Origin of the sequence: Streptomyces sp. NBC_01255, from assembly GCF_036226445.1 — a bacterium.
In the GTDB taxonomy this organism is placed as follows: domain Bacteria; phylum Actinomycetota; class Actinomycetes; order Streptomycetales; family Streptomycetaceae; genus Streptomyces.
Genome location: NZ_CP108474.1, coordinates 4,061,943 through 4,087,741 on the forward strand (window position 1 = coordinate 4,061,943; position 25,799 = coordinate 4,087,741).

Sequence of the window (25,799 nt, forward strand, 5' to 3'; positions counted from 1 at the left end):
GCAGACCGGAGAAGCAGATGGCTACCACCACACCAGACATACAGAGGAGCCGGCGCGCCAAGAACGCGTCCCGCCCCGGGGACCGCATCTTCGCGGGTCTGTCCCGAGGCTCCGGCATCACCCTCCTCGTGATCATGGCCGCGATCGCCGGCTTCCTCACCTACCGCGCCGTCCTCGCCATCTCGAAGGACAGCACCAACTTCTTCACCACCTTCGAGTGGAACCCCGCCGGCAACCCGCCGGTCTTCGGCATCGCCGTCCTCGCCTTCGGCACGGTCGTCTCCTCGATCATCGCGATGGCGATCGCCGTGCCCGTCGCGATCGGCATCGCGCTCTTCATCTCGCACTACGCACCGCGCAAGCTGGCCAAGCCGCTCGCGTACGTGGTCGACCTGCTCGCCGCCGTGCCCAGCATCATCTACGGCCTCTGGGGCGCGATCTTCCTCGTCCCGTACCTGGACGGCCTGAACCTCTGGCTCGACGAGTACCTGGGCTGGACGTACATCTTCGACAAGGCCAACGAGGGCCCCGCCCGCTCGCTCTTCACCGTCGGCATCCTGCTGGCGATCATGATCCTGCCGATCATCACCAACGTGACCCGCGAGGTCTTCCTCCAGGTCCCGAAGATGCACGAAGAGGCAGCCCTCGCCCTCGGCGCCACGCGCTGGGAGGTCATCCGCATGTCGGTCCTGCCCTTCGGCCGCTCCGGCATCATCTCCGCCTCGATGCTGGGCCTGGGCCGCGCGCTCGGCGAGACCATGGCCGTCGCCGTGGTGCTCTCCCCCAGCTTCCTCATCTCCGGCCACCTGCTGGACCCGGGCGGCGGCACGTTCGCCCAGAACATCGCCGCGAAGTTCAACGAGGCCAACGAGTACGGCCGTGACGCGCTGATCGCCTCCGGTCTCGTCCTCTTCGTCATCACGCTGCTGGTCAACGGCGCGGCTCGCTGGATCATCGGCCGCCGCAAGGAGTACTCGGGGGCCAACGCATGAGCCACGCCATACAGGATCGCCCGCCCGTGCAGTCCCGGGTCACGCACGATCCGCTCAAGCACGCCCGGCTCCCCCGCTGGACCCCGTTCGCCATCGCCCTCGGCTCCGTCGCCGCCGGCTGCGGCCTCGGTCTCGTCGCCGGCTGGCACAGCCGCATCCAGTGGGGCCTGCTCTCCTCGCTCTTCTTCGTCCTGGCCACCTACGTGATCACCTCGAAGGTGGAGGGCAGCCGCCAGGCCAAGGACCGCGTCGCGACCAGCCTCGTGTGGGTCTGCTTCATCCTGGCCGTGATCCCGCTGCTCTCGCTGGCCTGGGTCACGATCAGCAAGGGCATCGAGGTCCTCGACCCGTACTTCCTCTCCCACTCGATGAACGGCGTCCTGGACACCGAGGCCGGCGGCGGCGTCTACCACGCGCTGCTCGGCACCATCGAGCAGGTCCTCATCGCGACCCTGATCGCGGCCCCGATCGGTCTCCTCACCGCGGTCTACCTCGTCGAGTACGGCGGCGGAAAGCTCGCCCAGGCCGTCACCTTCTTCGTCGACGTCATGACGGGCATCCCGTCGATCGTCGCGGGCCTCTTCATCCTCGCCACCTGGAATCTGATGCTGGGCTTCGGGCCCTCCGGATTCGCCGGCGCGATGGCCCTCGCGATCCTGATGATGCCGGTCGTGGTCCGCTCCACCGAGGAGATGCTCAAGCTCGTCCCGAACGAGCTCCGCGAGGCCTCCCTCGCGCTCGGCATCCCCAAGTGGCGCACGATCCTGAAGGTGGTCCTGCCCACCGCGATCGGCGGCATCACCACGGGCGTCATGCTCGCGGTCGCCCGCATCACCGGTGAGACGGCCCCCGTCCTGCTCCTCGTGTTCGGTACGAAGCTCATCAACCCGAACCCCTTCGAAGGCGCTCAGTCCTCGCTGCCGCTGTACGTGTACGAGCAGTACGCGGTCGGCACCGACGCCGCTGTGTCCCGTGCCTGGGCCGCCGCGCTCGTCCTGATCGCTTTCGTCATGATCCTCAACATGGTGGCCCGCGGCATCGCCCGCTGGAAGGCCCCCAAGACCGGCCGCTGACGCGGTCACCCTGGAAGTGAATTGATATGGCCAAGCGAATCGACGTCAGCGGCCTCTCCGCGTACTACGGCGCCCACAAGGCGATCGACGACATCTCCATGACCGTCGAGCCCCGCTCCGTGACGGCTTTCATCGGCCCCTCCGGCTGCGGCAAGTCCACCTTCCTGCGCACCCTGAACCGCATGCACGAGGTCACCCCCGGCGGCCGCGTCGAGGGCAAGGTGATGCTGGACGACGAGAACCTGTACGGGTCGCACGTCGACCCGGTCGCCGTGCGCCGCACGGTGGGCATGGTCTTCCAGCGCCCCAACCCCTTCCCCACCATGTCGATCTTCGACAACGTGGCGGCGGGCCTGCGCCTCAACGGCAAGTACAAGAAGGCCCAGCTCAACGACATCGTCGAGAAGTCCCTCAAGGGCGCGAACCTCTGGAACGAGGTCAAGGACCGCCTGAACAAGCCGGGCTCCGGCCTCTCCGGCGGCCAGCAGCAGCGTCTGTGCATCGCCCGTGCCATCGCGGTCGAGCCCGACGTCCTGCTGATGGACGAGCCCTGCTCGGCCCTCGACCCGATCTCCACCCTCGCCATCGAGGACCTGATCGGCGAGCTGAAGGAGCGCTTCACGATCGTCATCGTGACGCACAACATGCAGCAGGCCGCCCGCGTCTCGGACCGCACGGCCTTCTTCAACCTGTCGGCCGTCGGCCAGCCCGGCAAGCTCATCGAGCTGGACGACACCGAGCGCATCTTCTCCAACCCGAGCGTCCAGGCGACCGAGGACTACATCTCCGGCCGCTTCGGCTAGACCGCTCCCCCCAAGACCGTCTTACGGTGCTGCATGGCGGTGCCACCGTAATGACGAAAGGGCCCGGCTCCCCCACAGGGGAGCCGGGCCCAACCATTTGCCCAGCTGCGTCAGCGTCAGCGTCAGCCGAAGAACAGCTTCACCACGCTGTGTCCTCCCGGGGGATAACCCCCGGACCCCCAGCAAGTCCGGGTGGCATCGCTCGTCAGCCGAAGAACAGCTTCACCACGCTGTGTCCTCCCGGGGGATAACCCCCGGACCCCCAGCAAGTCCGGGTGGCATCGCTCGTCAGCCGAAGAACAGCTTCACCACGTAGTAGCTCGCGGCAGCGACCAGCGCGGCGGCCGGCATCGTGATGAACCAGCCCAGGATGATGTTCTTGGCGACACCCCACCGCACCGCGTTGACGCGCTTCGTCGCGCCGACGCCCATGATCGCGGAGGTGATGACGTGGGTCGTCGAGATCGGCGCGTGGAAGAGGAACGCCGAGCCGAACATGATCGACGCACCCGTCGTCTCCGCCGCGAAACCCTGCGGCGGGTCCAGCTCGATGATCTTGCGGCCGAGCGTCCGCATGATGCGCCAGCCGCCCGCGTACGTACCGAGCGAGAGCATCACGGCACAGGCGATCTTCACCCACACCGGGATGTCGTCGCCCGACTGCTGCACATCGGCGATGACCAGGGCCATCACCACGATGCCCATCGTCTTCTGCGCGTCCTGCAGACCGTGGCCGAGCGCCATGCCGGCCGCCGACACCGTCTGCGCGATACGGAAGCCGCGCTTGGCCTTGTGCGGGTTGGCCTTGCGGAACATCCACATGATCGCGCACATGACCAGGTAACCGGCGACGAGACCGACGACCGGCGAGATGAACATCGGGATGACGACCTTGTCGAGGACGCCGCCCCACAGCACCTCGGTGCCACCGGCCAGCGCCGCGCCCACCATGCCGCCGAACAGCGCGTGCGAGGAGGAGGACGGCAGACCGAAGTACCAGGTGACGAGGTTCCAGATGATCGCGCCCACCAGCGCGGCGAAGAGGATGCCCATCCCCTTGTCGCCGGTCGGGGTCTCGATGAGCCCCTCACTGACGGTCTTGGCGACCCCGCTGCCCATGAAGGCACCCGCGAGGTTCATGACCGCCGCCATCGCCAGCGCCGCCCGGGGGGTCAGCGCCCGGGTCGACACCGAGGTGGCGATGGCGTTGGCGGAGTCGTGGAAGCCGTTCGTATACGTGAAGCCGAGCGCGACACCGATGGTCACGATCAGAGCGAAGGTGTCCACGAAGCTCAGGACTCCTTGACCGCGATGGTCTCCACCGTGTTGGCGACGTGCTCGAAGGCGTCGGCCGCCTCTTCCAGCACGTCGACGATCTGCTTGAGCTTGAGCACCTCGATGGCGTCGTACTTGCCGTTGAAGAGCTGCGCGAGCAGCTTGCGGTGGATCTGGTCGGCCTGGTTCTCCAGACGGTTGACCTCGATCCAGTACTCCGTGAGGTTGGCCATCGTCCGCAGGTTCGGCATGGCCTCGGCGGTCAGCTCCGCCGCCCGGGCCAGGACCTCGATCTGCTGCTCGACACCCTTGGGGAGTTCCTCGACGTTATAGAGGACGACCAGGTCGACGGCCTCCTCCATGAAGTCCATGATGTCGTCGAGGGACGACGCGAGGTTGTAGATGTCCTCACGGTCGAAGGGCGTGATGAAGGAGGAGTTCAGCTGGTGGAAGATCGCGTGGGTAGCGTCGTCGCCGGCGTGCTCCGCTGCCCGCATCCGCTCCGCGATCTCGGCCCGGGCGGAAGGCTCCGCTCCGAGCAGTTCCATCAGGAGCTTCGAGCCCGTGACGATGTTGTCCGCGGACGCGGCGAACATGTCGTAGAAGCTCGTCTCCCTGGGGGTCAGACGAAATCGCACGTGAGGTCCTCGGGGTGCTGGGTTTCGGTCAGGCTGATGCTAGGCGCATCATCCGGCCACGGCTAACCGGCGTCCTCTCAGTGTCGCCCATCAGGCACAGTGAACTGCACGGGCCCCCGCCCGGATCGGCGGGGATCGGTACCATATACCCACGAGGGGTATACACCCCCTTATCTGGACAACGGGAGGACGCGATGACGACCACCGAGGCGGACCAGGTCACCCCCGAGACCGTCGAGGCAGTCGGGGCCGTCGAGCCTGCCGACCACGACCACGGCGTGCACGGCTACCACAAGCAGAAGGACGAGCACCTCAAGCGGCTCCGCCGCATCGAGGGCCAGATCCGCGGCCTCCAGCGGATGGTCGACGAGGACGTCTACTGCATCGACATACTGACCCAGGTCTCGGCGTCGACGAAGGCGCTCCAGTCCTTCGCCCTCCAGCTCCTGGAGGAGCACCTCCGGCACTGCGTCGCCGACGCGGCCGCCAAGGGCGGCGAGGGCATCGACGCCAAGGTCGAGGAGGCCACCAAGGCCATCGCCCGCATGATGCGCACCTGAGCGGGACCCCTCCACGAGCCAGGGGGCCGTACGGTCAGCGTTTCCGTACGGCCCGCTCGGCGGCGACCCGCAGGATCTCGTCGATCCGGTCGGCGCTGAGGCGCTCCCCGTCCGCGGCGGAGGCGGCGATGATCAGTTCGCCGCACAGTTCGATCTCGGCGAGGGCGACGCAGTCCGGGTCTGCGGGCACGGTCGCGGTACCGGGCGGGGCCACGTGCGGTCACCTCTTCCTGCCGGCTTCTGTCTCCCAGGTCTCCCGGCGGTCTCCCAGCGTAGGGAGAGGGCCACGCAGGGCGCATGACACGTCCGGACCATTTGACGATGGTCCGAACCACCCCGGCCGCGCAGCGGCCCTGCTCAGGCCTTGATCTTCCCGGCGTAGATGTCCCGCCGGTCCGGCAGCGTCACCTGGACGCGGACCCCGAAGCCGTACAGCAGGGTGGTCGACGCGACCGCGACCGTACGGCCCTGGTTGCTGAAGCTGAACTGGTGGCGGACCTTCCGCAGCCGCCCCTCCGCGTCCAGATACGCGTCGAAGGGCACCGTGTCCTTGGCGAACCCTTTCGCCGCCGCGGCGAGCGCCCCGCGCAGCTGCGGCGAGGCGGCGCGCGCCGCGTGGGCGATGTCGGCGACGCCGCGGTAGTGGCGGACCTTCACCCCTGCCAGGTCGACCTCTCCGAGGTACGTGACCTCCCGGGCGCCCCGCAGCAGCTCCGCCGCGGCCGCCGGGTCGGTGGCCCCGCCCGTGACGAGGTTCCCGTCGTCGAGGGTCGTGGTGTCGACGCGGACCCACTTGTCGGCGGGCACTCCCGCGCCCCGGTTCTTCATGTAGAGGGCGCCGGGGGTGAGGAGCTCGGTGATCGGCCGGTGCTCGTCGGTCCCGGCGGCGTCCTTGGGCAGTACCACCTGGAGCCGGCCGGTGCGGCGGCGGAAGTCGTAGCCGCCCTCGCCGCGGATGGTGACCCGGGTCCCGCCGGCGGCCATCTCCATGGAGGTGCTCGTCTTGGCGGTGCCGGCCCTGGTCAGCGCGTCGGCCGCGTTCCGTACGGCGAGGAGCGGGTCCACCGCGGGCTTCGGGTCCTCGGGTGCGGCGCAGCCCGCGACCGCCGAACCCCCGACGAGTGAGCCGACCAGGGCGGCGGTGACGGCGAACGCCCCGCTCCCGCGACCGTGCGGACGCCCGTATAGCTGCACCACCATCGCCTGCCAACCCCCAACGCCTCACCGCTGTTTGCCCGGGACCCGCACGTCCCCCGGTCCCGCGGGCCTGGGAACGCCCGATCCGCATAACGACGGCACGGGCGAGCCGTCACGCGCAGTACCGTGGTGGGGTGCACGCGCAGTCCTCCCCTCACACGACCACGACGACGGAACGCGGCTCGTTCGCGCTGGCCAGGTGCAGCTGCGGCTGGTCGGGGCCGGCCCGCAGATCGCGGGAGAGAGCGCGTACGGACGCCTCGGAACACCTCCGTACGTCGGCGGCGTCCGGCGACGCCCCCTAGACCCTCAGGCCGCGAGGTCGTTCTGGGTCGTCCCGCCGGCCGGGCCGCCGAGCCGGGGCTCGGGGATGTCGACGGCCTCGGGCCGGAGCGGTTCCGCGGCCCGCCGGGAGCGGACGAGCCGGGCGCCGCGGCCGGAGCGGGCGACGGCGGAGACGACGGGGGTCAGCAGGGCGAGCGCGACGGGCGCGAGGAGCAGCGCCACCGCCGTACCGAGGGCGAATCCGCCGATCACGTCGGTTGGGTAGTGCACGCCCATGTAGACCCGCGCGAAGCCCTCGGCGAGGGCGAGGGCGATGGCGGCGAGGCCGAACTTCCGGTGGGCGACGAAGAGGCCGACGCCGAGCGCCATCGCCATGGTGGCGTGGTCGCTGACGAACGAGAAGTCGGTCTTGCCCTCGACGAGGACGTCGAGGCCCTCGTGGTCGTTGAACGGCCTGGGGCGCTCGACGAAGCCCCGGATGGGGATGTTGACGAGAAGGGCGACACCGGCGGCCAGCGGGGCCCAGACGAGCCCGGCGACGGCCGAGACGGAGTCCGCGAGGGCGCCGCTGCGGCGGACGCTCCACCAGCACCAGAGCACGACGAGGACCATCCCGAGCATGATCCCGTACTCGCCGACGAACTCCATGACGCGGTCGAACCACGGCGGAGCGGCCTTCGCAAGACCGTTGATGTCGTAGAGCAGGCTGACATCGGGGTTGGAACCGTCCGATGCGAGTCCAGCCATCTGCTGTGGCCCCTTGCTTCTCGTGTCTGTCTTCCCACCCCCGTGGTCAGAGCGTTCGAATCAGGGAACGAACTGTCTGAGGCGTGCGTTCCGCTCTCTCCGGTGGATCATGCCGACGTTATCGAAGAGTGACGGTTCACCGCAGCTCAGGGCCACTGCATGACGGAGAGTTCCGGCCATGTCCCTTACGACCCGACGGTCCGTCTCCTGCCCCTACGTCTGCGGAAGATGGGTGGGCAGCGCGGCTGCGCCTTCCTTGGTGACCCGGGTCGCGCCGAAGTAGTCGGGGGTGTCGATCCGGCCGAAGCGGATCACCGCACCGGTGCGCGGGGCGTCGATCATGTACCCGCCGCCCACGTAGATGCCGACGTGCCGGATGGCACGCGAGTTCGTCAGATCGTCGGAGAAGAACACGAGATCGCCGGGGAGGAGTTCCTCCCGGCTCGGGTGCGGACCGGCGTTGTACTGGTCGTTGGCGACGCGCGGCAGCTCGATGCCGACGCTCAGGTACGCGGCCTGGGTCAGCCCGGAGCAGTCGAACCGGCCATTTTGCGCCGCCGTGCCCGTACCGCCCCACAGGTACGGGGTGCCGAGCTTCTGCTGGGCGTAGTGGATGGCCCCCGCGGCCTGCCGGGAGGGCTCGACACGGCCCAGCGGCCGGGCGAAGCTCTTCTCCAGGGAGCGGATGATCCGCACGTAGTTCTGCGTCTCGCTGATCGGCGGCACCCCGCCGTGCTTGATGACGCGGTACGCGCCCGCGTTGTACGCGGCCAGCATGTTGTTCGCGGGGTCGCCGGGCACCTTCTTCACGTACCCGGCGAGCTCGCAGTCGTACGAGGCGGCCGAGGGGATCGCGTCCTTGGGGTCCCAGATGTCCCGGTCGCCGTCCCCGTCGCCGTCGATGCCGTGTCCGGCCCAGGTGCCGGGGATGAACTGGGCGATGCCCCGGGCGTCGGCCGAGGAGACGGCCCGCGGGTTCCAGCCGCTCTCCTGGTAGAGCTGCGCGGCGAGCAGGGCGGGGTTGATCGCGGGGCAGAGGTTGCCCCATTTCTGCACGAGCCCCTGGTAGAGGGCGGGGACGGAGCCCTTGGCCAGCCCCACGGTGCCGTTCTTGCCGCTGCCCGCGCCGCCGATGAGACCCGACGCCGCGGAGTACGTCCCGACGACGAGCAGTGCGACAAAGCTGAGGCAGACCCCGAAGGCCCCGCCGGCCACCAGCCACGCCTTGCCAGCCCTACGCACCGTCAACCACCCCTCGGCTCATGGCAGTACGCCCCGGGGTCAGTCTAGGCGGCGGGGAGTCCGGAGGGGTGGTTGCACGACGTGCCGTCAGTTCTTCTTGAGCAACTCCACAAGACTGGAGGAACTGTCGTCCCCGTACCCGGCTTCCACACCACGGCGGAACAGGTCGGCGATCGCGGCCGGCAGGGCACCGTCCACGCCCGCGTCGGTGACGGTGTGCAGGACGTGTTCGGCGCTGGCGAGACCCATGGCGAGGCGGTCGACGTCGCCGCCGTGGTGGCCGGCGTCGACCCGGGGCCCGTAGAAGTCGAGGAACTGACCGAGGTCGAGCGCGTTCCTGGCGTACGGCTGGAGCTCGGCGGCCGTGATGCCGTGCGCGCCGGCGAGGGCGAGGGCCTGCCAGTATCCGGAGAGCGCCGTCCAGAACATGACCATGTTGAGCTGGTAATAGAGCGCCGCGAGCCCGGGGTCCTCACCGCGGTAGTCGGTGCCGGTGAGCACGGAGAGCGTGCCGCGGTGGGCCTCGAAGACCTCCCGGGGGCCGCTGTAGAAGGCGGAGGTCGTGGCAGGGTCGCCGACGCCGGACGGCGGGGTGAGGACGCCGCCGGTGAGCTGGACGGCGCCGCGCTCCGCCGCCCAGGCTGCGGCCTCCCGGGCCCGCAGCGGGGTGTCGGAGCTGAGGTTGACGAGGACCCTGCCCGCGAGGACGGCGGGGTCGACCTCGCCGAGGACGGCGTAGAAGGCGTCGTAGTCGGTGAGGCTGAGGACGACGAGCTCGTTCGCGGCGACGGCCTCGGCGGGGCCGGCGGCGAGCACCGCTCCCCGCCGGACGAGCTCGGCGGCGCGGCTCGGGGTCCGGTTCCAGAGGGTGACCTCGTACCCCTGGTCGAGATAGGCACCGGCCATGGCGCGCCCCATGGGCCCGAGCCCGATGACGGTGACGGAAAGTTCGTTCTGCACAGCAACAACCCCCTGCGATACATGCGATACGCGCTCTAAAACGAACGCTCTAACTACCGACGAGGTAAGACCGTAGCACGCTCTAAAACGAACGCTCTACTCAATACGCCGTCTAGACTCACCCCATGCAGACCAGCAGCACCCACGACCGGATCGTCGTCGCCGCCGCACGCCTCATCCAGCGCCAGGGCTACGTCGGAACGGGCATCAAGCAGATCGCGAAGGAGGCGGACGCCACCCTCGGCTCCGTCTACCACTTCTTCCCGGGCGGGAAGGAAGCCGTCGCGGTCGCGGCGATCGCGCACGGCCGCGAGGAGTTCGCCGCCCTCCTGCGCGCCGCCCTGGACGGCGAGGACGACCCCGCCAAGGCCGTCGACGCCTGCGCGCGCCTCCTGGCCCGCGAACTCCGCGCCTCAGGCTGGACGGACGGCTGCCCGGTCACCGCCGCCGCCCTGGAGACCCTCGGCCCCGACAACCCCATCCAGCGGGCCTGCGCCGACGCCCTGCGCGCCTGGCAGAACCTGGTCGCCGACAAGCTCCTCGGCTGCGGACTCCCCTCCCCCGAGGCCTGCGACCTGGCCGCCACCGTCATCAACACGCTCGAAGGCGCGGAAGTGACCGCCCAGGTCACCCGAAGCGAGGACCCCCTCCTCCTGGCGGGCCGTCACTTGTCGCGCCTGATCGCCTCGTACGTCTGACGACCCCGGGGGCGGGGCGACGGCGCCCCAAGAGTGCAACAACGACAATCATTGCCCGGAGTCACCCCCCGTGATACACAGAGTGACCATACGCTTCTTCGCATAGAAACCGGCCACGCCCTCGCAGGTCAAGACGGTCAGACCGGTCAAGTGTGCGGGGATCGGGTAAAGAGACCCGTCAAGGCGTCACACGCGAGCGGTTTCATCAGCGAAGATAGGGCGATGACCCATGCCGTCCGGCAGGGCCAGTTAACTACCCAACAGGGGCGGTGAGTTACATGTACCTGGCGGCAGAAAAGGGCGACATCACCACCATCATCGGTGGAATCGCCCCGAACTGGGGGCCTTTCGGGAGCCTGGGCGCCGAGGCCAAGATCATGATCGAGGTCGTGATGGCCGTGGCCATCCTGCTCTGCCTCGGCATCGCCATCTGGGGTGCGGCCAAGCAGCGCATCGGCGCGACCGCGCTCCGCGACACGTTCAGCGCGGAACAGGGCAAGGGCCTGATCGTGGCCGGCCTCACCGGCGTCTTCATCATCGGATCGCTGGGGACGCTCTTCACCATCGTGTACGGGATGGCCGTCTGATCCCCCGTCGGACTCCATCCTCCTGAGGCCTGCTGATGTCGTGTTTGCGTTCCCTGATGCCCAGCCATGTTGCAGCACTGTCGTACCCGCGAACGAGTGAGGGGGCGTACCCGGCATGAGCCTCGGCGACGAGCACGACGGCTTCGGCGGCGTGGGCGGCTCGGGCCAGACCCGGACCCGCCTGCCCGAGGGCAACAGCGGCGACGTCTACGGCGGCGCCCGCCGCCCCGTACGCAGCTCCCGCTCCCTGATCACGGTCATGGGCGTGGTGGTCCTCCTCATCGCGGCGATCGCCTTCGCCAACCGCGGCGGCGGAGACCCGGCGGACGCGGCCCCCACGACAGGCACCCCGGGCAAACCGGCCCCGACGGCAGCAACAGGCATCCGCCCGGTGACGGGCAAGAACGGCCAGTTCCCGGCAGGCTTCGCACACGACGAACAGGGAGCCCAGAGCGCCGCGTCGAACTACGCGGTGGTGCTCGGCTCGGCCGAGATGTTCCAGGACGGACCCCGCGCGGAGATCGTGCGCGCCATCCACGACCCCGCGGTCGTGGAGGACCTCCTGAAGAAGCTCGACACCTCGTACTCCGCGGGCCTCATGGCCGGCATGGGACTCGACGAGAACGGCGCGGCACCCTCCGGCACGACCTTCGTCTCACGCACCGTCCCGGTCGGCGCCAAGGTCCGGGACTACACGGAGAACTCCGCGACGGTCGAGGTCTGGTGCACCGGCCTGGGCGGCCTCGCCGGAGCGGGCTCGACCAAGCCCGTCACCTCCTCCTGGTTCACCATCACCCAGAAACTCACATGGGTCGGGGGCGACTGGCGCGTGGAGTCATTCAGCCAGAGCGAGGGCCCCACCCCGGTCAACGGCGACAGCCTCGCCTCCACGGCCGACGAGATCGCCGAGGCCGTCGAGGGATACGGAGGGTTCACCTATGCCCGCTAGCCGAAGCCTGGCAGGGCGCGCGTCGACCGCGGCCTTCGCCGCCTTCCTCGCCGTACCCCTCCTGCTCTCCCGGGCCGCCCAGGCGGCCCCCACCCCGACTCCGACTCCGTCGGCGCCCACGCCGTCCCCGACCCCGGGCAACAAGGAGTGCGACCTCCTCACGGGAACGGCCAGGCAGCTCTGCGAGAGGAGCGAGTCCGGCGGAGCCGGCGCCCCCCTCCCCGACTCCAACACCGCGGTCGACCCCCTCTCCTCCCTCGCCCGCGGCTGCGCCGACGCCGCCATCGCCACCATCGACTACCTCTCCAAGGCCGTCAAAGAAACCGCCGACGTCGACTTCACCAACGTGGAGTTCCTCGGCCGGTACGCGATCGTCTTCGCCGCCGCCACCGTCCTCACCCTCCTCCTCTGGCTCCTCGCCGTCGCCAAGCGGGCCATCCGCGGCGTCCCCCTCGCCACCGCCCTCTCCGAGGCCATCGGCTTCCTCTGGCTGACGGTCCTCGCCTCCGCCTTCACCCCGCTCATCCTCTACACCGTCGTCAACGCCACCGACGCCGTCACCGAGGTCATCGCCTCCGGCACCGGCCAGCAGACCGACGTCTTCTTCGGCAGCTTCAAACAAGCCCTCCAGAAGGGCGACAGCATCGGTGGCGGCCCCATCATGCTGATCATCGTGTCGCTGGTGACCGTCGTCGCCGCCGGCGTCCTCTACCTGGAGCTGTTCCTCCGCGCCGTGATGCTCTACGTCGGCGCCCTCCTCGGCGTCGTCGTCTACTCCGGCCTCGTCGACAAGAACATGTGGGGCCACGTCCGCCGCTGGGCCGGAATCATGATCGCCGTGATCCTCGTCAAGCCGGTCATCGTGATCGTCCTCGGCCTCGCCGGGGCACTCTCCTCCGGCACCGGCCCCGACTCGTTCTCCGCCGTCGTCTCCGGACTCGCGATCATCCTGCTCGCCATCTTCGCCTCCGGGGTCATCTACCGCTTCGTCCCCGGCTTCGGCGACGAGATCGCCGCCTCCCGCAACAACCGCCTCCACCGCGCCGGCGAGAACACGGCCGCCGCCGTCATCTCCTCCCCCGCCTCCCTCGTCTCGCAGGGCATCAAGACCCACAGCACCCGCGACAGCGGAGGCGGCGGCGGCCAGGGCTCCCAGGCCGCCCGCCCCGCCAACCCCCTCGCCGGCGGCGTCGCCGCCCACAGCAGCCGCGGCGGCGACAACCGCGGCGGCGGGGCCACGCCCCCGCCCGCACCCCGTAGCAGCAGTCCCACCACGGGTACCCCGCACAGCAACCGCAACTCTGGAGGTGGAGGGCGTTGACGACCCAGTCCCAGCCGGTCGCGCCCCGCCGCACGTATCTCGTCGGCCGCGCCCGGCCGAACGCGATCGTCGGCAAGAACCGTGAGACGGGCGAGATCGCCCTCATCATCGTCGGCGCGTTCCTCGGCATGATGAGCGGACTCCTCGTCCCCGTCCTCCCCCTCCGGATCGCGCTCCTCGCCGGCCTCCCCATGGTCGCGATCGCCGCCGTGTACCTCCCGTACAAGGGCCGCACGTTCTACAAGTGGTTCGAGATCAACCGCAGCTACAAGCGCATGCTCAAGCGCGGTACGGCCTACCGCTCCGTCGCCGCCGAGTCCGGCACCCGCCTCGACGGCCGCGAGGTCGAGATCGGCCCGCCCCCCGGCATCGGCCGCGTCGGCTGGCTCGCCGCCCCCTTCGGCCCCGACGAGATCGCCGTCCTCCTCCACGCCGACCGCCGCACCGTCACCGCCGCCATCGAGATCGAGGGCCCCGGCGTCGGCCTGCGCGACAGCGAGGACCAGGAGGCCCTCGTCGACCGCTTCGGCACCCTCCTCAAGCACGTCGCCAACGGCGACGGCTTCGTGACCCGCCTCCAGATGCTGGCCCGCACCCTCCCCGCCGACCCCGACGCCCACGCCAAGGACGTCAGCCAGCGCGGCGACACGGCAGCCCCTGCCTGGCTCAAGGAGTCGTACGAGCAACTCCAGTCGATGGTCTCCACCTCCAGCGAGCAGCACCGCGCCTACCTCGTCGCCTGCATGCACTACACGCGCGAACTCGCCGCCGAGGCCAACGTCATGGCCCGCGCCGCCCGCCACGCCTCCGGCGCCCGCAAGCTCGACCGCGACGCCGGCCTCGCCGTCGTCATGGCCCGCGAGCTCACCGACATCTGCGCCCGCCTCGCCGAGGCCGACATCCGCGTACGCCAGCCCCTCGGCCAGTCCCGGCTCGCCTCCCTCGTGCACTCCATGTACGACCCGGACCACCCCATCGACCACATCCAGGCCATGACGAAACGAAACGCTTGGCCCGCCGAACTCGACGCGATGGAACCGACGTACCTCCAGGCCAAGACCCGCGAGTCCTCCACCCGCGCCCCCTGGTGCCACGCCACCGCCTGGGTGAAGGAGTGGCCCATGACCCCGGTCGGCGTCAACTTCCTCGCCCCGCTCCTCGTCCACACCCCGGACGTCATCCGCACGGTCGCCGTCACCATGGACCTGGAGCCCACCGAGGTCGCCATCGAGCGCATGCTCACCGAGAAGACCAACGACGAGGCCGACGCCAGCCGCGCCGCCAAGATGAACCGCACCGTCGACCCCCGTGACATCGCCGCCCACGGCCGGCTCGACCAACGGGGTGAAGATCTCGCCAGCGGCGCGGCCGGAGTGAACCTCGTCGGGTACATCACGGTGTCGTCGCGTTCGCCCGAGGCCCTCGCCCGGGACAAGCGCACGATCAGGGCCTCCGCCGGCAAGTCGTACCTGAAGCTGGAGTGGTGCGACCGCGAGCACCACCGGGCCTTTGTGAACACCCTGCCGTTCGCGACCGGCATCCGCCGCTAAGGCCGAAGGGGCACCGTCCGATGCGAGATCCGATGTCCGTCCTGACCGACGCCTTCACCTCCTTCGTCTTCGGCAAGGTGGAGACGACCCGTCTGCCCGTCCGCACGTCCACCGGACAGGCCCAGGCCGTCTACCTGCCGACCGCCGCCCCCGGCCTCGGCGACTCCGGCGTGATCATCGGCCGCGAGGTCTACAGCGGCAAGGGGTACATCTACGACCCCTTCCAGCTGTACGGGCAGCAGCTCCCCGCCCCGCACTGGCTGGTCCTCGGCGAGTCCGGAAACGGCAAGTCGGCGCTGGAGAAGACGTACGTGCTCCGCCAGCTCCGCTTCCGCGACCGGCAGGTCGTCGTCCTCGACGCCCAGGGCGAGGACGGCGTCGGCGAATGGAACCTCATCGCGCAGGAGCTGGGAATAACTCCCATCCGGCTCGACCCGATGGTCGCCAACGACTCCGGCATCCGCCTCAACCCCCTCGACCCCTCGATCACCACCACCGGCCAGCTCGCGCTGCTCCGCACGATCATCGAGGTGGCCATGGGCCACGGCCTCGACGAGCGCTCCGGCTTCGCGCTCAAGGTCGCCCACGCCTTCGTCACCGAGCACACCACCCACCGCCAGCCGATCCTCACCGACATCGTCGAGCAGCTCCGCCACCCCAAGGCCGAATCGGCGGAGGCGATGAACGTCGACATAGACGACGTACGGGCCTGGGGCCTGGACGTCGCCCTCGTCCTGGACCGTCTGGTCGACGGTGACCTCCGGGGCATGTTCGACGGCCCGACGACCGTCGGCATCGACCTCGACGCGCCCCTCATCGTCTTCGACCTCTCCCACATCGACCGCAACTCCATCGCCATGCCGATCCTCATGGCGATCGTCGGCGTCTGGCTGGAGCACACCTGGATCCGCCCCGACCGGAAGAAGCGCATCTTCCTCGTCGAGGAGGCCTGGCACATCATCAACAGCCCGTTCGTGGCGCAGCTGTTCCAACGGCTGCTCAAGTTCGGCCGCCGCCTCGGCCTGTCCTTCGTCGCCGTCGTCCACCACCTCTCCGACGTCGTCGACGGAGCGGCGGCCAAGGAAGCCGCGGCGATCCTCAAGATGGCCTCCACCCGGACCATCTACGCCCAGAAGGCCGACGAGGCACGCAACACGGGCCGGGTCCTCGGCCTGCCACGCTGGGCGGTCGAGATCATCCCGACCCTCACCCCCGGCATCGCGGTCTGGGACGTCAACGGCAACGTGCAGGTGGTCAAACACCTCATCACCGAGCGCGAACGCCCCCTCGTCTACACCGACCGCGCGATGACCGAGTCCTCGGTCGCCGACCCGGAACTCGAGTGGGAGACGGAGCAGCGCGCGATCCTCGTCGAACAGCAGATGAACGGCACGTCGCAGTCGACGGTGGCGTAGCCGGATGGACACGACGCGAAAGGGAGGGGGAGGCATCTCCGACGGGCTGCTGCTCAGCCTGTTCGGCCTCCTCCTCTGCCTCACGGTCCTGGTGTGGACGGCGACCGGCCTGGCCGGCCTCTTCTCCCACGGCGCCTGGCCGCAGGACGTCGCCTACACGGGCACCCCGTCGGCCCTGCGCTCCCTGGTGACGGCCCCGACGGACCTCCCGGCGGCCTGGCCGACCACCCCACCGGGCCAGCTGTCGGGGTACGGCCTGTTCTGGGGCCTGCTGATCGGCGAGGCGATGATCCTGCTCGTCCTCGCGGTCTTCGCCCTCGGCACGATCGCCCGCTGGCGCGCGGTCCGCGCGAACAGGAAGGCGGGTACGTACGGGACGACCCGGGAGCCGGTACGGGACACCCGGGAGCCCGCGTACGAGAAGCCCGTACGGCAGGCCCAGCCCCCGAAGTCCGCGCCCGAGGAGCCCATACACGAGGAGCCCGTACGGAAGGCAGCTCCCCCGGCCCCCCGACGGCCCGCGACGGCGGAGGCACCGGAGACGGCTCCCACCGCGATCCCGATCCCGGCAACCACCCCGGCACCGCCCGCTCCCCTCGCCACGGGAACCCCCCGCCTCGTCTACGGCCCTCCGGAGACCCGCCACCCCCTCGCCGTCCAGGCGATCAGGGACGCCGAGGGACCCGTCCTGGTCGTCACCTCCGACCCCACCGTGTGGTCGTCGACGAAGGACGCGCGCGGCAAACTGGGCCCGGTCCTCGTCCACGACCCCGGCCACCTCTGCGACACCCCCGCCCGGCTCCACTGGTCGCCGTCCGAGCAGTGCGAGGACCCGGCCGTCGCCCAGCAGCGGGCGGCCGCCCTGCTCGCCCCCGTACGCCCGCACTCCCGCCTCGACGCGGCCACCGCCGACACCGCGGAAACGCTCCTGCGCTGCTGGCTGCACGCCGCCGCCGTCGACGGCCGCCCCTTCCGTCAGGTCCACCGCTGGGCCCAGGGCGCCGGCGCCCACGAGCCCGTACGCATCCTCCGCAGCCACCCCAAGGCCGCCTCCGGCCACGCCGGGCTCCTCGAATCGGCGCTCACCGCCCACCCCGAAAGCCGCCGCCTCGCGCAGGAACTGACGGCCCGTGCGCTCGCCGCCCTGTCCTCGATCCACATCAGGGAGGCCTGCGTCCCGAATCGAACGGATTCGCTGACGCTCGCATCATTCGTCGCCGAAGGGGGCACCCTCTACGTGGTGGGCGAACCGATCGAGGACCCGCGGACCCACCCCGGCGCGATGCCCCTCCTCACGGCCCTCGCCGCAAGCGTGGTCGAGCACGGCCGCCGCATGGCCGCACGGTCATCCGACGGTCGGCTCGACCCACCACTGACGCTCGTCCTCGACGACGTCGCCGCCGTGGCCCCGCTCCCCCACCTCCCGGAGCTCCTCGCCACCGGCCACGACCAGGGCCTCCCGACCCTGGCCCTGATGCGCTCCCGCGAACAGGCGAGGTCCCGCTGGCCGGAGGACTCGCTCAGCCGCTGAGCGAGGTGCGCCTGATCTCGTACTCGTTCTCCATGGCCGTGTCATGCCCCGGTACCGGCACCCGGTCGCCCGTCGCCACGAACCCGAACCGGCGGTAGAACGCAGCCGCTCGCGCGTTCTCCTCGTGGACGTACAACCGCACCCGCTCGACCGGCTCCGCCAGCGACCAGGACCACTCCACACCCGCCCGGAACAGCGCGTCGATCACACCCGCCCCACGCGCCTCGGGGCGCACGTAGACACCCACGATGTGCGTCTGTCCGACCTTCGCCGCCTCACCGAAGCGCACCTCGTCCGACGGCCGCTCCACGAGCAGCGTGATCGTGCCCGCCCAGCTGCCGTCCGGGCCCTCGGCCACGAACTGCCGCGCGTTCCCGGCGCCGCTCTCGGAACCACCCTCCGCCCGCTCCTGCCAGAAGGAGTCGGGCCGCTCGACCGAGGCCTCGTACGTGTCGAGGAACGCGAGGTGCGCGACCGGGTCCTGAAGGGCGGCCAGCCGGATCTCGCGGGTCTTCTCCCACTCGTCGGCGCGGATGGGGCGTATCGAATAGTCCATGCCGACGATCCTGACGACGCCCACACCCTCCTGACAAGGGCATTTCCCCGAGACCATGCCCACCCGCCGTCGTACCCCGGTACTACGCCCGCGCCGGACCTCCCGCCCCCGGTCGGACGAACGCCCCCCGCCCGCTCCCTACCGTCGAAGACATGATCCGAGCAGAGAACCTCACCAAGCGGTACGGGGACACCACCGTCGTCCAGGACCTCAGCTTCACCGTCCGCCCCGGCGCCGTCACCGGCTTCCTCGGCCCCAACGGCGCCGGAAAGTCCACCACTCTCCGCATGATCCTCGGCCTCGACGCCCCGACCCGCGGCCACGCCACCGTCGACGGCCGCCCCTACGCCGCCCACCGCGCCCCGCTCACCCGGGTCGGCGCCCTCCTCGAAGCCCGCTCGCTGCACCCGGGCCGCTCCGCGTACCACCACCTCATGGTCCTCGCCCACACCCACGGCATCCCCCACACACGCGTGGACCGGGTCCTCGCCCTCACCGGCCTCACCCACGTCGCCCGCAAGCGCGTCAAAGGCTTCTCCCTCGGCATGGGCCAGCGCCTCGGCATCGCCGCCGCGCTCCTCGGCGACCCGGCCACCGTCGTCCTCGACGAACCCGTCAACGGCCTCGATCCCGAGGGCGTGCTCTGGATCCGCACCCTCCTCAAGTCCCTGGCCGCCGAAGGCCGTACCGTCCTCGTCTCCTCCCACCTCATGAGCGAGATGGCGCTCACCGCCGACCACCTGATCGTCATCGGCAAGGGCCGCCTCCTCGCCGACACCACGGTCGACGAACTCGTACGGACCTCCGGCGGCGCCTCGGTCAAGGTCGTCACCCCGGAAGCGGACCGGCTCCGCGGACTCCTCCCCGGCGCACGCTGCACCACGGAGGCCCCCGACACCCTCCTCGTCACCGGCCTGGAAGCCCCGGAGATCGGCCGCACGGCCGCCGCCCACGGCCTCCCCCTCCACGAACTCACCCCGCAGGCCGCCTCGCTGGAGCAGGCGTTCATGGACCTCACCCGCGACTCCGTCGAATACCAGGGAGCCTCCGCATGACGAACACGACCTACCACCTGACCCCCACCCGCGTCCTCCGCGCGGAATGGCACAAGCTCCGGACCGTTCGCTCCACCTGGATCACAGCGGGCACCGCCATCGCGTTCGTCCTCGGCGTCGGCATCCTCATGGGCACCACCTACACCGCCGACGGCGGCGACTCCGACGTCGACACCGTCGTCCTCACCCTCTACGGCTCGCAGCTCGGCGGCATCGCCCTCGCCGTCCTCGGCATCCTCGTCACCGCCGGCGAGTACGCGACGGGCATGGCCCGCGCCTCCTTCACCGCCGTCCCGCGCCGCCTCCCCGTCCTGTGGGCGAAGGCGGCGGTCTACACGGCCACCGTCTTCACACTCTCCCTCGCCACCGCCCTCCTCACCTTCCTCACCGCCCAGCTCTTCCTCTCCGGCACCGACCAGGCCGCCTCCCTCACCGACGACGGCGTCCTCGCCGCGATCGCGGGCAACGCCGCGGGCATCACGCTCCTCGGCCTCATCGCCCTCGGCCTCGGCGCCACCCTGCGCTCCGTGCCGGGCGCGATCGGCGCGTTCGTCGGAGGGGTCCTGATCGTGCCCGAGATCCTCGGGATGCTCCCGTACGAGGCCATGGACACGGCCATCCGGTACTTCCCCACCCAGGCGGCCGGAGCCCTCGGCTCCGCGACCCCGATGCCCGGCGCGGCCTCGCCCGGCGCCGCACTCCTCGCCCTGCTCCTGTGGGCGGCCGCGACCCTCGCCGTCCCCGCCCTGTTGCTCAAGTCCCGCGACGTATGAGGATGATGACCGGGTGACCACACAGGAGACGACTGCCGAGGCGACGGGCCTGAGCAGGTACATCCAGCGCCTGCTGGCCCGGGCACGCGCCTTCGACGCCCGGCGCCCCGCGGTGTGGGACGCCGCCGTGACGCTCTTCTGGACGGGGGCGGCGCTCGTGGACGCGTCCGGCGGCTGGCGGAACACCGCCCCCGACCCGTCCGTCCCCGTCTGGCTCGTGTTCGCCACGAGCCTGGCCCTCACCCTGCCGCTCTACTGGCGCCGCCGGCGGCCCATGGCCGTCCTCGCCGTGATGGCCTGCGCGGCGCTCGTCAGCGACAGCACGGGAGCCTTCCTCCAGGCCGGCTACCTCCAGATGATCCCGGTCTTCCACCTCGCGCTCACCCGCCCGCCCCGCGCACTCCTCTGGGCCTTCGCCCTCATCCTGCCGCCGCTCGTGACGGGCGCGGTCCGCTTCCCCCGCGAGACCTGGGACCAGCGCGTCGTCCCCACCCTGTGGGCGTACGCGCTCGTCGCCCTCCTCGGCATCGTGGTCCGCTCCCGCAGGGACCACACCGCGGGACTCGTCGACCGGGCCCGCCGGCTGGAGATCGAACGCGACCAGGAGGTCAGGCTCGCCGCCGCCGCCGAACGCACCAGGATCGCCCGCGAGATGCACGACATCATCGGCCACAACCTCTCGGTCATCACCGGTCTCGCGGACGGCGGCCGGTACGCGGCGGCCAAGAGCCCCGAGCGCGCCGCCCAGGCCCTCGACGCCATCGGCACGACGAGCCGCCAGGCCCTGGACGACCTCCGCCGCCTCCTCGGCGTCCTGCGCGACGACGAACAGGAAGCGGTCCGCGACCCCCAGCCCACCCTGGCCGACCTGGACACCCTCCTCACCGGCGTACGGAAGGCGGGCCTCGCGGTGGAGCTCGACATCCAGGGCGAGCCGACCGCCCAACCCCTCGCACCAGGCGCCCAACTGACGGTCTACCGGGTGATCCAGGAAGCCCTCACGAACACGCTCAAGCACGCGGGCCCGTCGGCAAGGGCGACCGTACGGCTGGCGTACACCCCGAAGGAACTCCTGGCAGAGGTGACCGACACGGGCACGCAGAGCACCACGGCCCCCGCTCCCGCCACCGCCCCCGGCCAGGGCCTCACGGGCATGCGCGAACGCGCGGCCCTCTACGACGGCCATCTCACCTGCGGCCCCCTGCCGGCCGGCGGCTGGCAGGTCCGTCTCCGACTCCCCCTTGAGGACTCCCCCTCGTGACGACCGTACTCATCGCGGACGACCAGCCGATGCAACGCTTCGGCTTCCGCATGCTCCTCGAGAGCCAGGACGACATGACGGTCGTCGGCGAGGCCTCGAACGGCACCGAGGCGATCCGTCTGGTCGACCGCCACCACCCCGACGTCGTCCTGATGGACATCCGGATGCCCGGCCTCGACGGCATCGAGGCCACCCGCCGCATCGTCACGACGGGCGCCCGCACCCGGATCCTCATCGTCACCACGTTCGACCTCGACGAGTACGCGTACGAGGGCCTCCGCGCCGGCGCGAGCGGCTTCCTGGTGAAGGACGCCCAGCCGGAGGAGCTCCTCGCGGGCATCCGCGCGGTCGCGAGCGGCGACGCGGTCGTGGCTCCGAGCCTGACGCGCCGTCTCCTGGACGCCTACATCCACCACTTGCCGCAGTCCGCAGCGACGGCGGCCCCGCCCCAGGAGGACCCACGTCTCTCCTCCCTCACGGAACGGGAGCGCGAGATCCTCACGGTCGTCGGCCAGGGCTGGACGAACACGGAGATCGCCGAGCGTCTCCATCTCGCGGAGTCCACGGTGAAGACCCACATCGGCCGCATCCTCGCGAAGACGGGCGCCCGCGACCGCGTCCAGGCGGTCATCCTGGCCTACGACACCCAATTGGTAGCGCCGGCCTGACGGCCGGCGTTTCCGGACCGGATTCCTGGACCAGATTTCTGGCCCTGAACGCAGAAAAGCCCCGCACCATAAGGTGCGGGGCTTTCCCACAATGATTGTTCGGCGGCGTCCTACTCTCCCACAGGGTCCCCCCTGCAGTACCATCGGCGCTGAAAGGCTTAGCTTCCGGGTTCGGAATGTAACCGGGCGTTTCCCTAACGCTATGACCACCGAAACTCTATGAAGATATGAACCGCCGCACCACCCAAAGGGGGCGTGTTCGTTACTTCAGAACTAACACAGTGGACGCGAGCAACTGAGGACAAGCCCTCGGCCTATTAGTACCGGTCAGCTCCACCCATTACTGGGCTTCCACATCCGGCCTATCAACCCAGTGGTCTACTGGGAGCCTTACCCTCTCAAGGAGGTGGGAATACTCATCTTGAAGCAGGCTTCCCGCTTAGATGCTTTCAGCGGTTATCCCTCCCGAACGTAGCCAACCAGCCATGCCCTTGGCAGGACAACTGGCACACCAGAGGTTCGTCCGTCCCGGTCCTCTCGTACTAGGGACAGCCCTTCTCAATATTCCTACGCGCACAGCGGATAGAGACCGAACTGTCTCACGACGTTCTAAACCCAGCTCGCGTACCGCTTTAATGGGCGAACAGCCCAACCCTTGGGACCGACTCCAGCCCCAGGATGCGACGAGCCGACATCGAGGTGCCAAACCATCCCGTCGATATGGACTCTTGGGGAAGATCAGCCTGTTATCCCCGGGGTACCTTTTATCCGTTGAGCGACGGCGCTTCCACAAGCCACCGCCGGATCACTAGTCCCGACTTTCGTCCCTGCTCGACCCGTCGGTCTCACAGTCAAGCTCCCTTGTGCACTTACACTCAACACCTGATTGCCAACCAGGCTGAGGGAACCTTTGGGCGCCTCCGTTACCCTTTGGGAGGCAACCGCCCCAGTTAAACTACCCATCAGACACTGTCCCTGATCCGGATCACGGACCGAGGTTAGACATCCAGCACGACCAGAGTGGTATTTCAACGGCGACTCCACCATGACTGGCGTCACGGCTTCAAAGTCTCCCACCTATCCTACACAAGCCGAACCGAACACCAATATCAAACTGTAGTAAAGGTCCCGGGGTCTTTTCGTCCTGCTGCGCGAAACGAGCATCTTTACTCGTAGTGCAATTTCACCGGGCCTATGGTTGAGACAGTCGAGAAGTCGTTACGCCATTCGTGCAGGTCGGAACTTACCCGACAAGGAATTTCGCTACCTTAGGATGGTTATAGTTACCACCGCCGTTTACTGGCGCTTAAGTTCTCAGCTTCGCCACACCGAAATGTGACTAACCGGTCCCCTTAACGTTCCAGCACCGGGCAGGCGTCAGTCCGTATACATCGCCTTACGGCTTCGCACGGACCTGTGTTTTTAGTAAACAGTCGCTTCTCGCTGGTCTCTGCGGCCACCCCCAGCTCACGGAGTAAATCCGATCACCAGTGATGGCCCCCCTTCTCCCGAAGTTACGGGGGCATTTTGCCGAGTTCCTTAACCATAGTTCACCCGAACGCCTCGGTATTCTCTACCTGACTACCTGAGTCGGTTTAGGGTACGGGCCGCCATGAAACTCGCTAGAGGCTTTTCTCGACAGCATAGGATCATCCACTTCACCACAATCGGCTCGGCATCAGGTCTCAGGCTTAATGTGTGACGGATTTGCCTATCACACGCCCTACACCCTTACCCCGGGACTACCACCGCCCGGGCTGGACTACCTTCCTGCGTCACCCCATCGCTTACCTACTACCACCTTGGGTCGACGGCTCCACCACTTTCCTTTCCCCGAAGGGTCCGGAACGGCTTCACGGCCTTAGCATTAATGGGCTCGATATTGGGCGTTTCAAAGCGGGTACCGGAATATCAACCGGTTGTCCATCGACTACGCCTGTCGGCCTCGCCTTAGGTCCCGACTTACCCTGGGCAGATCAGCTTGACCCAGGAACCCTTAGTCAATCGGCGCACACGTTTCTCACGTGTGTATCGCTACTCATGCCTGCATTCTCACTCGTGAACCGTCCACAACTAGCTTCCGCTGCTGCTTCACCCGGCACACGACGCTCCCCTACCCATCACAGCGGGCGTTGGCCCTATTGCTGCAATGACACGACTTCGGCGGTACGCTTGAGCCCCGCTACATTGTCGGCGCGGAATCACTTGACCAGTGAGCTATTACGCACTCTTTCAAGGGTGGCTGCTTCTAAGCCAACCTCCTGGTTGTCTCTGCGACTCCACATCCTTTCCCACTTAGCGTACGCTTAGGGGCCTTAGTCGATGCTCTGGGCTGTTTCCCTCTCGACCATGGAGCTTATCCCCCACAGTCTCACTGCCGTGCTCTCACTTACCGGCATTCGGAGTTTGGCTAAGGTCAGTAACCCGGTAGGGCCCATCGCCTATCCAGTGCTCTACCTCCGGCAAGAAACACACGACGCTGCACCTAAATGCATTTCGGGGAGAACCAGCTATCACGGAGTTTGATTGGCCTTTCACCCCTAACCACAGGTCATCCCCCAGGTTTTCAACCCTGGTGGGTTCGGTCCTCCACGAAGTCTTACCTCCGCTTCAACCTGCCCATGGCTAGATCACTCCGCTTCGGGTCTTGAGCGCGCTACTAAATCGCCCTATTCGGACTCGCTTTCGCTACGGCTTCCCCACACGGGTTAACCTCGCAACACACCGCAAACTCGCAGGCTCATTCTTCAAAAGGCACGCAGTCACGAGAAACAAGCAAGCTTGTTTCCGACGCTCCCACGGCTTGTAGGCACACGGTTTCAGGTACTATTTCACTCCGCTCCCGCGGTACTTTTCACCATTCCCTCACGGTACTATCCGCTATCGGTCACCAGGGAATATTTAGGCTTAGCGGGTGGTCCCGCCAGATTCACACGGGATTTCTCGGGCCCCGTGCTACTTGGGTGTCTCTCAAACGAGCCGTTAATGTTTCAGCTACGGGGGTCTTACCCTCTACGCCGGACCTTTCGCATGTCCTTCGCCTACATCAACGGTTTCTGACTCGTCTCACAGCCGGCAGACTGTGAAAGAGAGATCCCACAACCCCGCATGCGCAACCCCTGCCGGGTATCACACGCATACGGTTTGGCCTCATCCGGTTTCGCTCGCCACTACTCCCGGAATCACGGTTGTTTTCTCTTCCTGAGGGTACTGAGATGTTTCACTTCCCCTCGTTCCCTCCACATGCCCTATGTGTTCAGGCATGGGTGACAGCCCATGACGACTGCCGGGTTTCCCCATTCGGAAACCCCCGGATCAAAGCCTGGTTGACGGCTCCCCGGGGACTATCGTGGCCTCCCACGTCCTTCATCGGTTCCTGGTGCCAAGGCATCCACCGTGCGCCCTTAAAAACTTGGCCACAGATGCTCGCGTCCACTGTGTAGTTCTCAAACAACGACCAGCCACCCATCACCCCACCGGACAAGCCGATGAGTTCACTGGGGCCGGCATCACGAAGGCAACGACCATACGGCCGTACCCTCAGATACCCAACAACGTGCCAGGCACGATCCTCCGCATCCCCGTCACTTTCCACGCCGAAGCAGTACTTGTGAGGAGATCCTTGAGACCGTGCCAACTAATCAACGTTCCACCCATGAGCTG

General features: G+C 68.5%; 23 protein-coding genes and 2 rRNA genes. 15 read left to right on the forward strand and 10 right to left on the reverse strand.

Annotated elements, in window-relative coordinates:
- Positions 1-17: 17 nt before the first annotated feature.
- Genes pstC through pstB form a run of 3 tightly spaced genes read left to right on the forward strand, consistent with a single transcriptional unit; the run spans position 18 to position 2,868 of the window.
- Positions 18-992, forward strand: a complete 975-nt coding sequence (gene pstC / locus OG357_RS17995; RefSeq protein WP_329622130.1) for a phosphate ABC transporter permease subunit PstC — start codon at positions 18-20, stop codon at positions 990-992.
- Positions 989-2,065, forward strand: a complete 1,077-nt coding sequence (gene pstA, locus OG357_RS18000) for a phosphate ABC transporter permease PstA (RefSeq protein WP_329622131.1) — start codon at positions 989-991, stop codon at positions 2,063-2,065. The genes pstC and pstA overlap by 4 nt, the downstream gene beginning before the upstream one ends.
- 26 nt (positions 2,066-2,091) lie before the next feature.
- Positions 2,092-2,868 (forward strand): phosphate ABC transporter ATP-binding protein PstB, encoded by a 777-nt coding sequence (pstB, locus tag OG357_RS18005; RefSeq protein WP_329622132.1) that lies wholly within the window; start codon positions 2,092-2,094, stop codon positions 2,866-2,868.
- A 288-nt stretch (positions 2,869-3,156) separates the two neighbouring features.
- Here the strand turns inward: pstB and OG357_RS18010 are convergent, their stop codons facing one another.
- Both OG357_RS18010 and OG357_RS18015 read right to left on the reverse strand, forming a co-directional pair.
- Positions 3,157-4,155, reverse strand: coding sequence for an inorganic phosphate transporter (locus tag OG357_RS18010; protein ID WP_329622133.1), 999 nt, complete (start codon positions 4,153-4,155; stop codon positions 3,157-3,159).
- Between the two features lie 5 nt (positions 4,156-4,160).
- The gene (locus OG357_RS18015) at positions 4,161-4,781 is read right to left on the reverse strand and encodes a DUF47 domain-containing protein (protein ID WP_327163361.1); all 621 of its coding nucleotides are present in this window, start codon (positions 4,779-4,781) and stop codon (positions 4,161-4,163) included.
- Positions 4,782-4,975: 194 nt separating this feature from the next.
- Between OG357_RS18015 and OG357_RS18020 the strand changes: the two genes are divergently transcribed.
- Entirely contained in the window at positions 4,976-5,341 is a 366-nt protein-coding gene (locus tag OG357_RS18020) for a metal-sensitive transcriptional regulator (protein WP_317597654.1), read from the forward strand.
- A gap of 34 nt (positions 5,342-5,375) precedes the next feature.
- Here OG357_RS18020 and OG357_RS18025 read toward each other — a convergent pair whose 3' ends face one another.
- The 5 genes from OG357_RS18025 to OG357_RS18045 form a co-directional block, all read right to left on the reverse strand.
- The gene (locus tag OG357_RS18025) at positions 5,376-5,555 is read right to left on the reverse strand and encodes a hypothetical protein (protein WP_125753417.1); all 180 of its coding nucleotides are present in this window, start codon (positions 5,553-5,555) and stop codon (positions 5,376-5,378) included.
- Positions 5,556-5,698: 143 nt separating this feature from the next.
- A complete protein-coding gene (locus OG357_RS18030; RefSeq protein ID WP_329622134.1) occupies positions 5,699-6,541 on the reverse strand; it encodes a hypothetical protein in 843 nt (280 codons plus the stop codon).
- 306 nt (positions 6,542-6,847) lie between these two features.
- On the reverse strand, positions 6,848-7,570 hold the full coding sequence (locus OG357_RS18035; protein WP_329622135.1) for a phosphatase PAP2 family protein: 723 nt from the start codon (positions 7,568-7,570) through the stop codon (positions 6,848-6,850).
- 213 nt (positions 7,571-7,783) lie between these two features.
- A complete protein-coding gene (locus OG357_RS18040) occupies positions 7,784-8,812 on the reverse strand; it encodes a C40 family peptidase (RefSeq protein ID WP_443066692.1) in 1,029 nt (342 codons plus the stop codon).
- Positions 8,813-8,899: 87 nt separating this feature from the next.
- Positions 8,900-9,772 carry an NAD(P)-dependent oxidoreductase gene (locus tag OG357_RS18045; RefSeq protein ID WP_329622137.1) on the reverse strand — a complete coding sequence of 291 codons (873 nt, stop codon included), beginning with the start codon at positions 9,770-9,772 and terminating at the stop codon, positions 8,900-8,902.
- Between the two features lie 125 nt (positions 9,773-9,897).
- Between OG357_RS18045 and OG357_RS18050 the strand changes: the two genes are divergently transcribed.
- The 7 genes from OG357_RS18050 to OG357_RS18080 all read left to right on the forward strand — a co-directional run bounded on the left by OG357_RS18050 (position 9,898) and on the right by OG357_RS18080 (position 17,823).
- Positions 9,898-10,470 (forward strand): TetR/AcrR family transcriptional regulator, encoded by a 573-nt coding sequence (locus tag OG357_RS18050; protein WP_329622138.1) that lies wholly within the window; start codon positions 9,898-9,900, stop codon positions 10,468-10,470.
- A 278-nt stretch (positions 10,471-10,748) separates the two neighbouring features.
- A complete protein-coding gene (locus tag OG357_RS18055) occupies positions 10,749-11,057 on the forward strand; it encodes a hypothetical protein (RefSeq protein ID WP_017242359.1) in 309 nt (102 codons plus the stop codon).
- A 115-nt stretch (positions 11,058-11,172) separates the two neighbouring features.
- Positions 11,173-12,006, forward strand: a complete 834-nt coding sequence (locus OG357_RS18060; protein WP_329622139.1) for a hypothetical protein — start codon at positions 11,173-11,175, stop codon at positions 12,004-12,006.
- A complete protein-coding gene (locus OG357_RS18065; RefSeq protein WP_329622140.1) occupies positions 11,996-13,327 on the forward strand; it encodes a hypothetical protein in 1,332 nt (443 codons plus the stop codon). The genes OG357_RS18060 and OG357_RS18065 overlap by 11 nt, the downstream gene beginning before the upstream one ends.
- Positions 13,324-14,877, forward strand: a complete 1,554-nt coding sequence (locus OG357_RS18070; RefSeq protein WP_329622141.1) for an SCO6880 family protein — start codon at positions 13,324-13,326, stop codon at positions 14,875-14,877. The genes OG357_RS18065 and OG357_RS18070 overlap by 4 nt, the downstream gene beginning before the upstream one ends.
- A gap of 20 nt (positions 14,878-14,897) precedes the next feature.
- Positions 14,898-16,292 carry an ATP-binding protein gene (locus OG357_RS18075; protein WP_329622142.1) on the forward strand — a complete coding sequence of 465 codons (1,395 nt, stop codon included), beginning with the start codon at positions 14,898-14,900 and terminating at the stop codon, positions 16,290-16,292.
- A gap of 4 nt (positions 16,293-16,296) precedes the next feature.
- A complete protein-coding gene (locus OG357_RS18080) occupies positions 16,297-17,823 on the forward strand; it encodes a type IV secretory system conjugative DNA transfer family protein (RefSeq protein ID WP_329622143.1) in 1,527 nt (508 codons plus the stop codon).
- Here OG357_RS18080 and OG357_RS18085 read toward each other — a convergent pair.
- Positions 17,813-18,379: a GNAT family N-acetyltransferase gene (locus OG357_RS18085; protein ID WP_329622144.1), complete on the reverse strand. Its 567-nt coding sequence runs from the start codon at positions 18,377-18,379 to the stop codon at positions 17,813-17,815. The genes OG357_RS18080 and OG357_RS18085 overlap by 11 nt on opposite strands.
- 152 nt (positions 18,380-18,531) lie before the next feature.
- On the opposite strand from OG357_RS18085, the gene OG357_RS18090 reads away from it, so the two are divergent.
- Genes OG357_RS18090 through OG357_RS18105 form a run of 4 tightly spaced genes read left to right on the forward strand, consistent with a single transcriptional unit; the run spans position 18,532 to position 22,136 of the window.
- Complete coding sequence (locus OG357_RS18090; protein WP_329622145.1) at positions 18,532-19,434, forward strand: ABC transporter ATP-binding protein; 903 nt, start codon at positions 18,532-18,534, stop codon at positions 19,432-19,434.
- A complete protein-coding gene (locus tag OG357_RS18095; protein WP_329622146.1) occupies positions 19,431-20,207 on the forward strand; it encodes an ABC transporter permease in 777 nt (258 codons plus the stop codon). The genes OG357_RS18090 and OG357_RS18095 overlap by 4 nt, the downstream gene beginning before the upstream one ends.
- Before the next feature lie 13 nt (positions 20,208-20,220).
- A complete protein-coding gene (locus OG357_RS18100) occupies positions 20,221-21,468 on the forward strand; it encodes a sensor histidine kinase (RefSeq protein ID WP_329622147.1) in 1,248 nt (415 codons plus the stop codon).
- Entirely contained in the window at positions 21,465-22,136 is a 672-nt protein-coding gene (locus OG357_RS18105; RefSeq protein ID WP_329622148.1) for a response regulator transcription factor, read from the forward strand. The genes OG357_RS18100 and OG357_RS18105 overlap by 4 nt, the downstream gene beginning before the upstream one ends.
- Before the next feature lie 97 nt (positions 22,137-22,233).
- On the opposite strand, the gene rrf is transcribed toward OG357_RS18105, so the two are convergent.
- Positions 22,234-22,350: ribosomal RNA gene (rrf, locus tag OG357_RS18110) — 5S ribosomal RNA — on the reverse strand.
- 83 nt (positions 22,351-22,433) lie between these two features.
- Positions 22,434-25,554 (reverse strand): 23S ribosomal RNA (locus tag OG357_RS18115).
- Positions 25,555-25,799: the final 245 nt, after the last annotated feature.

Excerpts from the sequence above, each read along its gene's own strand:
- OG357_RS18090 (WP_329622145.1), top strand. The coding sequence starts at position 18,532 with ATGATCCGAGCAGAGAACCTCACCAAGCGGTACGGGGACACCACCGTC.
- OG357_RS18020 (WP_317597654.1), top strand. The coding sequence starts at position 4,976 with ATGACGACCACCGAGGCGGACCAGGTCACCCCCGAGACCGTCGAGGCA.
- OG357_RS18050 (WP_329622138.1), top strand. The coding sequence starts at position 9,898 with ATGCAGACCAGCAGCACCCACGACCGGATCGTCGTCGCCGCCGCACGC.
- OG357_RS18065 (WP_329622140.1), top strand. The coding sequence starts at position 11,996 with ATGCCCGCTAGCCGAAGCCTGGCAGGGCGCGCGTCGACCGCGGCCTTC.
- pstA (WP_329622131.1), top strand. The coding sequence starts at position 989 with ATGAGCCACGCCATACAGGATCGCCCGCCCGTGCAGTCCCGGGTCACG.
- OG357_RS18035 (WP_329622135.1), bottom strand. The coding sequence starts at position 7,570 with ATGGCTGGACTCGCATCGGACGGTTCCAACCCCGATGTCAGCCTGCTC.
- OG357_RS18055 (WP_017242359.1), top strand. The coding sequence starts at position 10,749 with ATGTACCTGGCGGCAGAAAAGGGCGACATCACCACCATCATCGGTGGA.
- OG357_RS18060 (WP_329622139.1), top strand. The coding sequence starts at position 11,173 with ATGAGCCTCGGCGACGAGCACGACGGCTTCGGCGGCGTGGGCGGCTCG.
- pstB (WP_329622132.1), top strand. The coding sequence starts at position 2,092 with ATGGCCAAGCGAATCGACGTCAGCGGCCTCTCCGCGTACTACGGCGCC.
- OG357_RS18085 (WP_329622144.1), bottom strand. The coding sequence starts at position 18,379 with ATGGACTATTCGATACGCCCCATCCGCGCCGACGAGTGGGAGAAGACC.
- pstC (WP_329622130.1), top strand. The coding sequence starts at position 18 with ATGGCTACCACCACACCAGACATACAGAGGAGCCGGCGCGCCAAGAAC.
- OG357_RS18080 (WP_329622143.1), top strand. The coding sequence starts at position 16,297 with ATGGACACGACGCGAAAGGGAGGGGGAGGCATCTCCGACGGGCTGCTG.
- OG357_RS18075 (WP_329622142.1), top strand. The coding sequence starts at position 14,898 with ATGCGAGATCCGATGTCCGTCCTGACCGACGCCTTCACCTCCTTCGTC.
- OG357_RS18095 (WP_329622146.1), top strand. The coding sequence starts at position 19,431 with ATGACGAACACGACCTACCACCTGACCCCCACCCGCGTCCTCCGCGCG.
- OG357_RS18030 (WP_329622134.1), bottom strand. The coding sequence starts at position 6,541 with ATGGTGGTGCAGCTATACGGGCGTCCGCACGGTCGCGGGAGCGGGGCG.